The sequence below is a fragment of the Streptomyces mirabilis genome (genome assembly GCF_039503195.1).
Classification (GTDB): Bacteria; Actinomycetota; Actinomycetes; order Streptomycetales; family Streptomycetaceae; genus Streptomyces; species Streptomyces mirabilis_D.
In genome coordinates, this window is sequence record NZ_JBCJKP010000001.1 from 8,135,384 (window position 1) to 8,147,725 (window position 12,342).

Below are 12,342 nucleotides of genomic sequence, written 5' to 3' on the forward strand. Positions count from 1 at the left end.
GCGGAGGCGCTCAGCAGGGGGCTGTGCGAATCTCGACCGGGTAACAGCCGATGGCGGCGCGGGCGGGAGCGAACGACGTCGTCCGTTCCCGGTGAGGAGGCGAGAGGCATGACCGTGATGGGTGTGTCGAAGTTCGAGAGGTTCTTCCGCGCCGCCGCAAGCCTCGACGTGGACAGGAACGACCTGAAGCGGTACGGCGACTTCGTCGACGCCAAGCTCTACGACCTCCTGGTCGTCGGCCAGGCGTCGGCCAAGGCCAACGACAGGGATACCGTCGAACCGTGGGACCTGCCGATCACCAAGGGCCTCCAGGAGTGCATCCACCGGTTCCGGCGGCTCGACGAGGAGGTCGAGCTGAAGCCGATCCTGGAACAGCTCGCCACGCATCCTCCGCTCGACAGGACACCTACCCAGGGGGCCGAAGAGCGCTACCCCGAGATCATCGGCGGTCTCAGCGTCGCCCTCGCCGAGACGTTCAAAATCATGTATCCGGATGTGAAGAACCCGCAGACCAGTCACTGGGAGGGCGTGACCGCGGTGTTCGACCGGCTGCTGTAGCAGTCGCGCCCCGGTGCATGGCGCCGGACTGAACTGAGATGCCCGTGAAGAATGTCCCCGAACCCTGGCCAGCTGCGCTGGACCGCGACGCGGTGCAGTTCGTCAAGGACTTCATGGCCAGCGGGAAACCGGTCGCATCGATCTGCCACGGCCCGTGGACCCTGGCGGAAGCCGACGCCGTGCGGGACCGTCGCCTGACGTCCTGGCCCGGCATCCGCACCGACCTGCGCACCGCCGGCGCGGAGATCGTCGCCCGATCAGGAGGTGGTCGTCGACGGGCAGCTGGTCACCAGCCGCAGCCCGGCCGACCTGCCCGCCTTCTGCGCCGCCGTCGTGGAGCAGTTCGCCCGGGCGCACCACCCCGTGCCCAGCTGACCCGGCGGAATGGGCCCGGACGGGGCACCTCGCGAGCGATATCCGGCACAAGCTGGAACGCGGCATCGACGCGCGCGACCCCGCGCCCCGAACCCGGCTGACCGGTGCTCAGCCCCTCGCGCCGTCGTCATGAGTGCGCGAGCCGGGCCGCGAGATAGGGCGCGGTGGCGCTGGGGCGGGCCCTCGCCACCTTGGCCGGCGGGCCCGCCGCGACCACCCGCCCGCCCGCGTCGCCGCCGCCCGGCCCGAGGTCGATGACCCAGTCGGCGGTGGCGATCGTGTCCAGGTCGTGCTCGACGAGGACGACCGTGTTGCCGGCGTCGACGAGCCGGTGCAGCTGCCGCAGCAGCAGCGCGATGTCCGAGGGGTGCAGCCCCGCCGTCGGCTCGTCGAGCAGGTAGAGCGCGTGACCGCGGCGGGCTCGCTGGAGTTCGGTGGCCAGTTTGATGCGTTGCGCCTCACCACCGCTGAGTTCCGTCGCGGGCTGCCCCAGCCGCAGGTACCCCAGTCCCACCTCGCGCAACGTCTCCAGACTGCGGAAGGCGGCCGGGACGGCGGACAGGAACGTGGCGGCGGCGTCGACGGACAGCTCCAGCACTTCCGCGATGTTCTTGTCGCGGTAGGTGACTTCCAGGGTTTCGGCGTTGTACCGGGCGCCCTGGCAGGTCGGGCACGGCGCGTAGGTGCCGGGAAGGAACAGCAGTTCGACCGCGACGAATCCTTCGCCCTGGCAGGTCTCGCACCGCCCTTCGGGCACGTTGAAGGAGAACCGCCCGGCCGAGTAGCCGCGCGCCTTGGCCTCGTCCGTCGCCGCGTACAGCTTGCGCACCGCGTCGAACATCCCCGTGTACGTGGCAAGGTTGGACCGGGGAGTTCGGCCGATGGGCCGTTGGTCGACCCGGACCAGCCGGTCGAACGACTCGACCCCCGACGCGTCCTGGACGTCGACCTCCAACTGCGCCTCGTCGGGCTCCTCGGGTACGAGTCCGAGGTGGCCGCGGACGACCTCGGCGAGCACTTGCGTCACCAGCGTCGACTTTCCGGAACCGGACACGCCTGTCACCGCCGTCAGTACGCAGAGCGGTACGTCGACGGACACGTCGCGCAGATTGTGGCGGGAGACGCCGCTCAGGTGCAGCCAGCCGTGCGGTGTGCGCGGGCGGTGATCGAGCGGCTGGGCGCGCCCGAACAGGTACTCGCTCGTGGCCGACTCCCCGACCCGCTCAAGACCGGCGACCGGGCCGCTGTACAGCACGCGCCCGCCGCCCTCACCCGCGCCGGGGCCGATGTCCACCACCCAGTCCGCCCGCCGTACGACGTCCATGTCGTGCTCCACGACGAACAGCGAGTTGCCCGCCGCCTTGAGGCGGTCCAGCACGTCCAGCAGCGGTTCCGCGTCAGCCGGGTGCAGGCCGGCGGAGGGTTCGTCGAGGACGTAGACGACGCCGAACAGCCCCGAGCGCAGCTGGGTGGCGATCCGCAGGCGCTGCGCCTCGCCGGGCGACAGGGTCGTCGAGCGGCGCCCGAGGCTGAGATATCCGAGGCCCAGGTCGAGCAGTACGTCGACCCGCGCGACCAGATCGCCGCAGATCCGGACCGCGACCTCGGTCGTCTCCCCGGATCGGGCGGTCGACGTGGTGGCGTCGGCCTCGGACCGCCCCGCGACGGGCCGCAGCAGCGCCACGACCTCGGTGAGCGGCATCGCGTTGATCTCGGCGATGGAACGTCCGGCGAAGGTCACGGCGAGCGCCTCGGGCCGCAGTCCGCTGCCGTGACACGCGGGGCAGGGCACACTCCTGACGAACCGGAGCGCCCGTTCGCGCATCTTCTCGCTCTTGGAGTCGGCGAGGACGTGCATGACGTGCTTGCGGGCGCTCCAGAACTTGCCCTGGTAGCCGTAGTCGACGCGGTCCTCCTCCGGCTCGATGTACACGGAGGGCTGTTCGTCCGTGTACAGCAGCCAGTCCCGGTCCTTCTTCCTGAGCCTGCGCCACGGTCGGTCGATGTCGATCCCCAGGCCGCTCACGACACTGCGCAGGTTGGCGCCCTGCCAGGCGCCCGGCCAGGCGGCGATCGCCCCCTCGCGGATGCTCAGCGAGGGGTCCGGGACGAGCAGGTCCTCGGCGACGTCGTGCACGACGCCCAGTCCGTGGCACTCCGGGCAGGCCCCGGCCGCGGTGTTGGGTGAGAACGACTCGGCCTCCAGTCGTGCGGCCCGGGGCGGATAGGTGCCGGCGCGGGAGTACAGCATGCGCAGCAGATTGGACAGCGTGGTGATGGTGCCGACCGTCGAGCGCGAGCTGGGCGACCCGCGTCGCTGCTGCAGGGCCACGGCGGGTGGCAGTCCGGTGATTTCCTGCACGTGCGGTGCGCCGACCTGTTGCAACAGCCTTCGGGCGTACGGTGCTACGGACTCGAAGTAGCGCCGCTGGGCCTCCGCGTAGAGCGTGCCGAACGCGAGCGAGGACTTGCCCGAACCGGAGACGCCGGTGAAGGCGACCATCGCGTCCCGCGGAACGTCGACATCGATGTTCCGCAGGTTGTTCTCACTGGCGCCCCGGACATGTACGAAGGGGTCGGTCGCGTCCTTGTTCACCGTTCCTGATTACCTGATCGCACCGGGAACCGCGCGACAGGCGCCGTCACCGGGCCCCGCTCACACGAGCGTCCGGAGTATCCCGGATCCATTTTCGATACCGGGCAACCTGGTCCGCACCGCGGGCCCCGAGGGCCCCGGCCGGTGGCGGGCCGTAGAGAGGCACTCGGCATCGTGCTGGTGTCGGACGAGGGGACGCAACGACTGCGGTGGGAGCAGGAACGCCGCAGTGACACGGACGAGCAGGAACAGCGCGGCGTAGAGGCAGTGATGCCCATGAAGGTGATCACGGTGACGAGGTTGAACACGAGGCGGGCCTGCTGCCGATCCATCTCGTCGTGGTGCACGGGGTGGCGCGGAACTGGTGTTCGCGGTGGCGCACGCAACCGTGGCCCGGTGGTGGAGCAGGCCCTGTGCGGGGAGGGCGAGGCGACCTGACCGTACCGCCTGCACCTGCTGGCAGGGGCCAGCGTGTCACGCGGCGTCGGCGATACCTCGGGGGCATCCTGTGGGCACGGACGATCGCGGGGGCAGCCGACGAGAAGGAGTCATGCGGGTGTCGTCTCAGGGCGTTACGGTCGTGGCTCTCCTGGCGGATCCGGACGCGCCCACGGAGATCGCGCAGCGCATGGCCCGGGTACTTCCTGCTCGGCTCGCCGACAAGTCAGGCCAGGGACGACGGTTCGACGTAGAGGTGGTGAGTGAGCCCTTCACCGCAAGGACCGAGGACCCGCCCACCTTGATGCGCCGGATCATGGACCGTGGAAGAGCGGAGAGTTGGGACATCGTCGTGGCCCTCACCGACCTTCCGCTGCACTCACACGGGCGTAAGCTCGTGGTGGATCTGAGTCACGAACACGGCTTGGCCCTGCTGTCTCTTCCTCCGCTGGGGGGCTTGCGTCTGCAGACGAGAGCCCGGCGGGCCGTGGAAGAAGCCGTGCTCAGCTTGGCGGGCCCGCGGGCCACCGGGGCCGAGGGACCTCCGCGGAGTCAGCCGCTTCTGGGGCCCTTCGTCAGTCGCCTCGCGCCGATTCACCCGGGCCAGGTCGGTGAGGAGGAGACCGCTGATCTTCGGTACGTCGTCAGCGGACCGCGCGGTTACCTGAGGGTGCTCGTCGGTATGGTCCGCGCCAACCGGCCGTGGCGCTTGGTGCCGGGCTTGTCGAAAGCCCTGGCGGCCGCACTCGCCACGGGAGCAGTCGCCACTGTGAACTCCACCATCTGGAACCTGGCCGAGTCGCTGGGCGTGCCACGCCTCGTGATCGCCACGGTCGGGTCCATCGCGCTCATGATCGGCTGGCTGATCGTGGACGCGCAGCTGTGGCATCGATCAGCAGACGTCTCGCGGGAGGCGAGGCAGAGGGCGAGGCTCTACAACGCCTCGACGGTCATGACCGTGGGTATCGGGGTGCTCGTCTGCTACGTGGGTTTGATCGTCATCAACTTGGTGTGGGCCCTGTTCATCCTCAACGACCAAGTGTTCGCCTCCACGACACGAACCCCGCTTCGGGCCGCGGAATACTGGACGTTGTCCTGGTTCGTCGCTTCGGTCGCCACGGTGGGCGGGGCGCTGGGATCAGGCTTGGAGAGCGACGAGGCGATCCGGGCAGCCGCCTACTCCAAGCGCGAACAGGAGCGCCGCCGAATACTCCAAGACGACGACGGCGACTAGCTGGTGACCCGAGTCGGGGATTCGTTGGTGGTCGGTGGTCGTCCGTGTACGAAGATTCCGCTGATCGATCGGTGCGTGGTTGTTTCGCGTCAAGGGCCGACGGGGACTCGGAAGGCACGCCGCCGGAGCGTCGAAGCTCCGCCGGGCAGGCCCACGGCGGCACCGCCGTTCCACCTGAACCGGGTGAACGGCCCACAGAGGCATGCCGGAGCCATGGACCCCGTCGCACCAACTCCCGGGAGTCAGGTCGGTACGCCGTCCCCATCGCACCCGTGCTGCGGTCATGCCGCGGCACCGAAGGAAGCGATCATGAAAGCAGCCGTATATGAAGGACCGCGAACGGTCACGGTGAAGGACGTACCGGACGCGAAGATCGAACACCCCTGCGACATCATCGTCAAGATCACCGCTACCAACATCTGCGGTTCGGACCTGCACATGTACGAGGGCCGCACCTCGTTCGAGTCCGGCCGCACCCTGGGACACGAGAACATGGGCCAGGTCGTGGAGGTCGGCTCGGCCGTCCGCAAGGTCCAGGTCGGCGAGTATGTGGTCCTGCCCTTCAACATCGCCTGCGGGTTCTGCAAGCAGTGCGAGCGGGGTCTGACCAACTACTGCCTGACCATGCAGCCGGAACCGGCTCTCGCCGGAGCCGCCTACGGGTTCGCCGACATGGGCCCCTACCAGGGCGGCCAGGCAGAACTGCTGCGTGTGCCCTACGGCGACTTCAACGCGCTGCGTCTGGGTGAGGACGCCGCCGAGCGGCAGACCGACTACGTGATGCTCGCCGACATCTTCCCCACCGGCTATCACGCCACCGAGATGGCCGACGTCAAACCGGGCGACCAGACGATCGTCTTCGGGGCCGGCCCCGTCGGGCTGATGGCGGCCTACTCCGCCCTCCTCAAGGGCGCCGGGCGCGTCTGGGTGGCCGACCACCAGCCCGACCGGCTGCGCAAGGCGGAGGAGATCGGGGCCATCCCGATCAACACCGCTGAGCAGAAGCCGTCGGAGGTCGTCAAGGAGGCCACCCTCGGTCTGGGCGCCGACAACGGCTGTGAGTGCGTCGGCTACCAGGCACACGACCCCGAGGGACATGAGGACGCCAGCCTCACGCTCAACGGACTGATCGACTCGGTCAGGTTCACGGGCGACATCGGTGTGGTGGGCGTGTTCCTGCCCCAGGACCCCGGCGGCGCGGAGGCCCAGGGGGAACTGGAGGCGCAAGGCAAGGTCCCGATCGACTTCGGCATGATGTGGTTCAAGGGCCAACGCATGGGCACCGGGCAGGCGCCCGTGAAGAGGTACAACCGGGCGCTGCGGGATCTGATCGCCGGCGGGAAGGCGAAGCCGAGCTTCGTCGTCTCCCACGAACTCAGCCTGGACGAGGCCCCCACCGCCTACGAGCACTTCGACGCACGTGACGAGGGCTGGACCAAGGTGGTCCTGCATCCGAACGGACACGGGAACGGCCACAAGCGGTAGGCGACCCGGGGCCGCCGTCCCGTCTGTTTCCCCCGGACCGGTCCGGGGACGGGTGGCGGTCTGCCCGTCCCCCGGCCGGGGCTGGGGGCAGTAGCCCGCGCTCCGGTCGGACCTGAACCAACGGCGATTGCCCGCACTCCGGCCCGGTAGGACGGACGGACGCTCCTCAGCAGCGTCCGCAGTGGCTGCACCCCGTCCAGCGGCTGCGGCCGCCGGCCTGTTCGCGGGGCGTGTGGGAGGCTTCCCTGCCCGACGTTCGCCGCACCTCAACCAGGCCGATGCGACCGGGCAGGGTGTTCCGGCTAGGCTCACACCCGTGACGTGGCTGCGGGCCTTCGGAGAGGTCGTGCGATCCGGGCTCACGATCGAGGAGACGCGGCTGGAGCCCCTGCTCGCGCTGCGCACGGCCGCTGGGGTGGCGATCGTCGTCGGGCCGGCGCTGTGGCTCGTCTCCCCTGCGTATGCCGCGTCCGCCGCCCTCGGTGCCTACTCCGCGGGTGGGGCCACCTTCCAACGCACCTGGCGTCCACGCAAGGTGATCGCGCTCGGCGCGGGCGCGGGTCTGGCGCTCAGCACCTTCGTGGGCTACCTGGCCGCGGGGCGACTCGTGACGTTCCTCCCGTTGCTGGCCGTATGGGCCTTCGCCGCGGGGATGGCGTGGGCCGTCGGATCGACCGCTGGGATCGTCGCAGCGACGACGGTCGGCAGCATGCTGGTGACCATCACCTTGCCCACGAGCGTCGGGCGAGCCCTGGAGCACGCCGGGGTCATCGCGCTCGGGGGCGTGGTGCAAGCCGTGCTGATCCTGCTGTTCCCGATCCGGCGTTGGGGAGCGCATCGTGACGCGCTCGCCGACGCCCTGGCCGCCGTGGCGGACTACGCCCGCCGGTTGCGGCACGACCCGACCGCCCCGTTCGACCCGGAGCCGTTGATGACGGCCCGGGACGCGGCCGCCGTGACGCCGTCACAGGCCCGCACCCGTCCCCCGTCCTGCACGGCCCCCGAGGACTCGCCGAGCGCATTCGGCCGGTCGTCGCCGCGCTCGCCGACCCGGACGTCGGCGCCCCGGCGGAGGGACCCGGGCGGGACCGCGCGCGGGAGTTGCTCGACGCGGCCGCCGACGTCCTGGATGCGGCCGCTCGTTCGATCCGCCGGGGCACTCCCGCCGAGGTGCGGCCCGGGAGCACGGACGTCCTGCGTGTCGACGAGGAGCACGAGGTGCTGGAGGGCCCCGCGCGGCAGGCCGCCGAGCGGCTCGTGGAACTGATCGGCGAGGCGTTGGAGATCGCCGGGAGCGGCAGCGTCTCCGGGAGGACGCACACCCCGCCCGGCTCGACGAGTGCCCAGTTCCTGCTGCGCCCGACAATGTTCCGGCTGGTCCCGGTCGTCGTCCGGGCGGTCCGCCGTGAGCTCCGCCGGGACTCGCCCGTGTTCCGGCACGCCGTCCGGCTGGCGGCGGTGGCCACGCTCGGCTACCTGATCGCCGCCCGGCTACCCCTGGGCCACGGCTACTGGGCGCCCATCACCTCGGTGATGGTGATGCGGCCGGACTTCCACCGGACGTACGCGCGCGCGGTGGCCCGTCTCGCCGGGACCCTGGCGGGGGTCGCGCTCGCCACCGGGATGGTGCGGGCCCTGGGCCCGGACGCCCATGTGTTCGGCGCGCTGGCGGTGGTCTCGGCGGGCCTGTCGTACACGCTGAACCGTACCGGCTACGCCTACTCCCAGTGCTTCACTGCCGCGTACGTCGTCTTCCTGCTCGGCATGGGCGGCCAGGCATGGGAGCAGACGGTCCCGGAGCGGGTGGTGCTCACCCTGCTGGGCGGGGCCTTGGCAATGCTGGCGTACGTGGTGTTCCCCGCATGGGAGACACCCCGGCTGCCGGGCCGGCTTGCGGACTGGCTCGCCGCCACCGGCCGCTACGCGGCCGCGGTGCTCCGCAGCTACGCCGAACCGACCCGGGAGCATCACGCCGACATGCGCAGGGCACTGCTGGCGAGCAGGGAGGCACGTGCCGCCTGGCAGGAGGCATACGACCGGGCAAGGCAGGAACCGGTCCGCCCCAGGGGTCTGACGTCGCGCGAGGCGCAGGAGGCGCAGGAGGCGCTCGAGGGGTTCGGCCGGGCGGCGATGCTCATGGAGAGCCACGTCCCGCGGGCCGACAGCCGTTTCGCCCCCGAGGCGGAGCGGTTCGCCGAGGCCCTGGAGGCGGACACCGCGCAGGCGGCAGTCGACGTGCGCGAGCACAGGGATCCGGACTGGGGGCGCGTGGAGGAGGCGCTCCACGCGTGGGAGGGCGCCGCCGCCGGGGACCGGAGCCCGGTGGTGCGGCGCGGGGCGGAACTGCAGAAGCAAGCCTTGGAGGACCTCGCGACGGCCGTGAGCCGCACACCCCTGGAACGGGACGTCGGCTCCGCTCGCGAGGAGCAGCGGGTGCTGGCTGCCGTGGAGGCGGAAGGTGACGGATCAGGACCCGCGCACCGGGGTGGGTGACGGCTCCGGCGACGGGGAGCGCCGCGCCTCCTGGAGCGGGAAGTAGTCTCCCGGCCGCGTCGAGCGCCGCCACACGTACGCCGCTGTCGCCATCACGAGGATCAGCCCCGCCAGGATGAGCAGTTCGATCCCCTCGACGTTCCGGAGAGAGACCGTCTCCTCGCGGTACGGACCCTGCACCGACCTGATGACGTCGTGAACGACCCCGACGAGGTCTGGTTCCTGATGGTGAGGCGGACGGTGTGGAGCAGCTCGGCCACGATGAACAGCACAAGGCCGTTGTCCAGGTCAGGAGCCCCGCGAGCAGTACGAGGAGCGCCGCGACGACGAGGTGGATGCCGTCCTCGATGAGCTGCAGGAGGCCCTGTACCCGGCCGCCCTCGATCTTCGGGGGAATGGGTCGCACAGTCAGCGTGCCAGGGGTGCCCCGGTCCGCAGGCGCGTCGTGCTGCCGAACGGGTGGACGGGCGGATCCCTCCCAGTGTGTAGGGGCTGAACTTCGGCGCCGTCGTGGGCGCGCTGCCCAGCACGGGCACCGCGACTTCTCCTCGGTGCGGAGTGTGATGCCGAGCCAGGACGAGGTGGTGACGGACGCTAGTGGCCTTCACCGCCACCGGCGAACGGCTGGTGGGCCGGCGTGCCCGCCGCCAGTCGATCCTCAACCCCAAGGGCACCATCACCTCCGCGAAACGATTCGTCGGCCGCCGCTACACCACGAGACGGTCCTCGTCCTCGACCTCGGCGGCGCCACGTTCGACGTGAGCAGGCGGTGACATGCGCGAGGCAATCACCCGATGGAGCAGCCGAGTTGAACTGGACCGGCTCGGACACGTACAACAAGGACACCAGGGCCTCCCCGCACTGCTCGGTCGGATTCGCCTCCCCGAGCTACCGAGAAGCCCTGTCTCCATGCGCGTACAACGGGAAGATCACCTCGGTGGGAACCTGTTGGAACCGCACGTTCCATGATCGGTTGAGATACGGCTTTCCTGTGGGCGCGTGCTAGGAGCCCAGCACTAGGGCCGGGGCCAGTGTCGGGCTCGGGCGATGAGTACGGCGACGTCGTCGTGGTCGTCCGGATCGCGCAGTGTGTCCAGGAGCCGGTCGCAGGTTTCTTCCGAGGATCGGTCGGGTCTGTGGAGCAGTTGGAGGAGGAGGTCCAGGCGCTCGTCGATGGCGTGGTGGCGGGTCTCGACCAAGCCGTCGGTGTAGAGGACCAGTTGGTCGCCGGGGGCCAGGCCGATGGTGGTGACTTCGAAGGCGACACCGCCGACCCCGAGGGGTGCGCCGGTGGGCAGCTCGAGCAGTTCGGGGGGCTCGCCTGTGCGCATCAGCACGGGGGGCAGGTGTCCGGCGACAGCGATGTGGCACAGGGCGCGGTGCGGGTCGTAGATGGCGTAGGCGCAGGTGGCGTACTGCTCCAGGTCAGCGGTGATCTTGTCGAGGTGGTGCAGCAGCTCGGTGGGTGGGAGATTGAGGTCGGCCAGGGTGGAGGTGGCGGTGCGCAGGCGTCCCATGGTGGTGGCGGCGCTGATGCCGCTGCCCATCACATCGCCGACGACCAGCGCGGTCTTGTCTTCCGCGAGGGGGATGACATCGAACCAGTCGCCACCGACTTCGATGGTCGTCCCGGCGGGCCGATATCGGGAGGCGATGTCCAGGCCCGCCTGCTGCGGTGGGAGGTTCGGCAGCAGGCTGCGCTGGAGGGTGACCGCGGTGTTGCGTGCGCCTTGGTACAGACGGGCGTTGTCGATGCAGACTGCGGCTCGGTCGGCCAGTTCACCGGCCAGGAGGAGGTCGTCGTTGTCGAAAGGCAGCGGGTTGCGGGCGCGGGTGAGGCCCAGGGTGCCGAGCACCTCGCCACGGGCGATCAGGGGCGTCAAGAGATAGCTGTGGACGTCGGCGCGGGCCAGGATGGCGGCGGCCTCGGCGTCACGGGCGATACGGGCCAGGTCCCGCTCCCCGACGTGGGGTATCAGAATGGGGCGGCTGGTCCGCACGCACTGAGTGGCCAGGCGCTCCGCGCCGTAGCTGGCGAGGTGGCCGGCAGGGTCGGCGGCGCGGACGGCCTCGGTGGGGTACGCGGCTTTCACGGCGAGGGCGCGGAAGAGTGCCCGGCCTGCGCCGGGTGCCGTCGGGTGGCGGTCGTTCAGGATGGAATCCAGGATGTCCACCGCCGCCACGTCGGCGAGCTCGGGGACGGTGACGTCGGCCAGCTCGCGGGCGGTCTGTTCCACGTCCAAGGTGGTGCCGATACGGGCGGAGCCGTCGGCGATCAGGACCAAGCGCTGCCGGGCGCGGTGCCGATCGGTGACATCCACCAACACGATGGCTACCCCCAGTACCCGCCCGCCGGGACCATCGAGCCGGTAGTAGGAGGCTGACCAGGCGTGATCGTTGTCGGGGTCGGCGGGAGTGCGCCCCACACTGTGCTGGTCGATCAGGGGCTCTCCGGACGTGAGGACATGCCGCAGAGCGGCCTCGATCGCATCGACCTCCAGGAAGGGCAGGGCCTCGCGGACCGGCCGCCCGAGGTGGTCCGCGGCAGGGACGCCGTTGATCTGCGCCAGCGCCGGGTTGACGGCCACGTACCGCAGGTCGGTGTCCAAGACGGCCAGCCCGACCGGGGACTGCGAGACCAGCCGCGTGGACAGGGCCACGTCCCGTTCCACCTGGCGCAGGGCCGCCTCGTCGGTGGCGATGCCCAGGGCATAGAAGTCACCCCGGTCGTCCAGCAGCCGCATGTTGCGGAACTCCACCAGCCGGGTACTGCCGTCCTTGTGCCGGACAGGGAAGGCGCCGGCCCATCCCTGTCCCGTCCGCATGACCTCGCTGAACAGCCTGATCATCAGCTCCACGTGCTGCTCATGGACCAGCAGCCGCGCCGCGTACTGGCCAAGCGCCTCCTGCGAGGTGTAGCCGAACAGCTCCTCGGCCTGCGGGCTCCACAGCACGATCCGTCCCTCGGCATCCAGCAGCACAGCCGCGACACTGAGCAGATCCAGCAACTCACGCGGCTGTCTCGGCCCGGAACCCGGCTGGTCACCCTCGGCACCGAAGGGATCGGCTGTCCTCATCCAAGCACTCCCTCCGCCTGCCAGCGCGACACGCCGCCCTGCGCCGGCTTCACGCTGTGGCCGGTGTCCCCTGCACCTCGCAGTGC

6 protein-coding genes and 3 pseudogenes are annotated in these 12,342 nt (G+C 70.4%); 6 read left to right on the forward strand and 3 right to left on the reverse strand.

The features are described 5' to 3' along the window. Positions 1 to 108: 108 nt before the first annotated feature. Together AAFF41_RS36940 and AAFF41_RS36945 are read left to right on the forward strand one after the other, a co-directional pair. Positions 109 to 558 (forward strand): DUF1931 family protein, encoded by a 450-nt coding sequence (locus AAFF41_RS36940; protein WP_319754091.1) that lies wholly within the window; start codon positions 109 to 111, stop codon positions 556 to 558. Positions 559 to 618: 60 nt separating this feature from the next. After that, positions 619 to 933, forward strand: a pseudogene (locus AAFF41_RS36945) (DJ-1/PfpI family protein); the annotation flags it as partial. A gap of 127 nt (positions 934 to 1,060) precedes the next feature. Here the strand turns inward: AAFF41_RS36945 and uvrA are convergent. Next, positions 1,061 to 3,529 (reverse strand): excinuclease ABC subunit UvrA, encoded by a 2,469-nt coding sequence (gene uvrA, locus AAFF41_RS36950; RefSeq protein ID WP_343325306.1) that lies wholly within the window; start codon positions 3,527 to 3,529, stop codon positions 1,061 to 1,063. 550 nt (positions 3,530 to 4,079) lie between these two features. Between uvrA and AAFF41_RS36955 the strand changes: the two genes are divergently transcribed. The 3 genes and pseudogenes from AAFF41_RS36955 (at position 4,080) to AAFF41_RS36965 (ending at position 9,179) form a co-directional block, all read left to right on the forward strand. After that, positions 4,080 to 5,201 carry a hypothetical protein gene (locus AAFF41_RS36955; RefSeq protein WP_343325307.1) on the forward strand — a complete coding sequence of 374 codons (1,122 nt, stop codon included), beginning with the start codon at positions 4,080 to 4,082 and terminating at the stop codon, positions 5,199 to 5,201. 309 nt (positions 5,202 to 5,510) lie between these two features. After that, positions 5,511 to 6,686, forward strand: a complete 1,176-nt coding sequence (locus AAFF41_RS36960; protein ID WP_319754094.1) for a glutathione-independent formaldehyde dehydrogenase — start codon at positions 5,511 to 5,513, stop codon at positions 6,684 to 6,686. 316 nt (positions 6,687 to 7,002) lie between these two features. Then, positions 7,003 to 9,179, forward strand: a pseudogene (locus AAFF41_RS36965) (FUSC family protein). On the opposite strand, the gene AAFF41_RS36970 reads toward AAFF41_RS36965, so the two are convergent. Continuing rightward, positions 9,153 to 9,359, reverse strand: a complete 207-nt coding sequence (locus AAFF41_RS36970; RefSeq protein ID WP_319754096.1) for a hypothetical protein — start codon at positions 9,357 to 9,359, stop codon at positions 9,153 to 9,155. The pseudogene AAFF41_RS36965 and the gene AAFF41_RS36970 sit on opposite strands and share 27 nt — an antisense overlap. Positions 9,360 to 9,770: 411 nt before the next feature. On the opposite strand from AAFF41_RS36970, the pseudogene AAFF41_RS36975 reads away from it, so the two are divergent. Continuing rightward, positions 9,771 to 9,941, forward strand: a pseudogene (locus tag AAFF41_RS36975) (Hsp70 family protein); the annotation flags it as partial. Between the two features lie 254 nt (positions 9,942 to 10,195). Here the strand turns inward: AAFF41_RS36975 and AAFF41_RS36980 are convergent. Next, positions 10,196 to 12,256, reverse strand: a complete 2,061-nt coding sequence (locus tag AAFF41_RS36980) for a SpoIIE family protein phosphatase (RefSeq protein WP_343325309.1) — start codon at positions 12,254 to 12,256, stop codon at positions 10,196 to 10,198. Between the last annotated feature and the right edge of the window lie 86 nt (positions 12,257 to 12,342).

Coding starts and splice junctions, on each gene's coding strand:
- AAFF41_RS36940 (WP_319754091.1), top strand. CDS start 109: ATGACCGTGATGGGTGTGTCGAAGTTCGAGAGGTTCTTCCGCGCCGCC.
- AAFF41_RS36955 (WP_343325307.1), top strand. CDS start 4,080: ATGCGGGTGTCGTCTCAGGGCGTTACGGTCGTGGCTCTCCTGGCGGAT.
- AAFF41_RS36960 (WP_319754094.1), top strand. CDS start 5,511: ATGAAAGCAGCCGTATATGAAGGACCGCGAACGGTCACGGTGAAGGAC.
- AAFF41_RS36980 (WP_343325309.1), bottom strand. CDS start 12,256: ATGAGGACAGCCGATCCCTTCGGTGCCGAGGGTGACCAGCCGGGTTCC.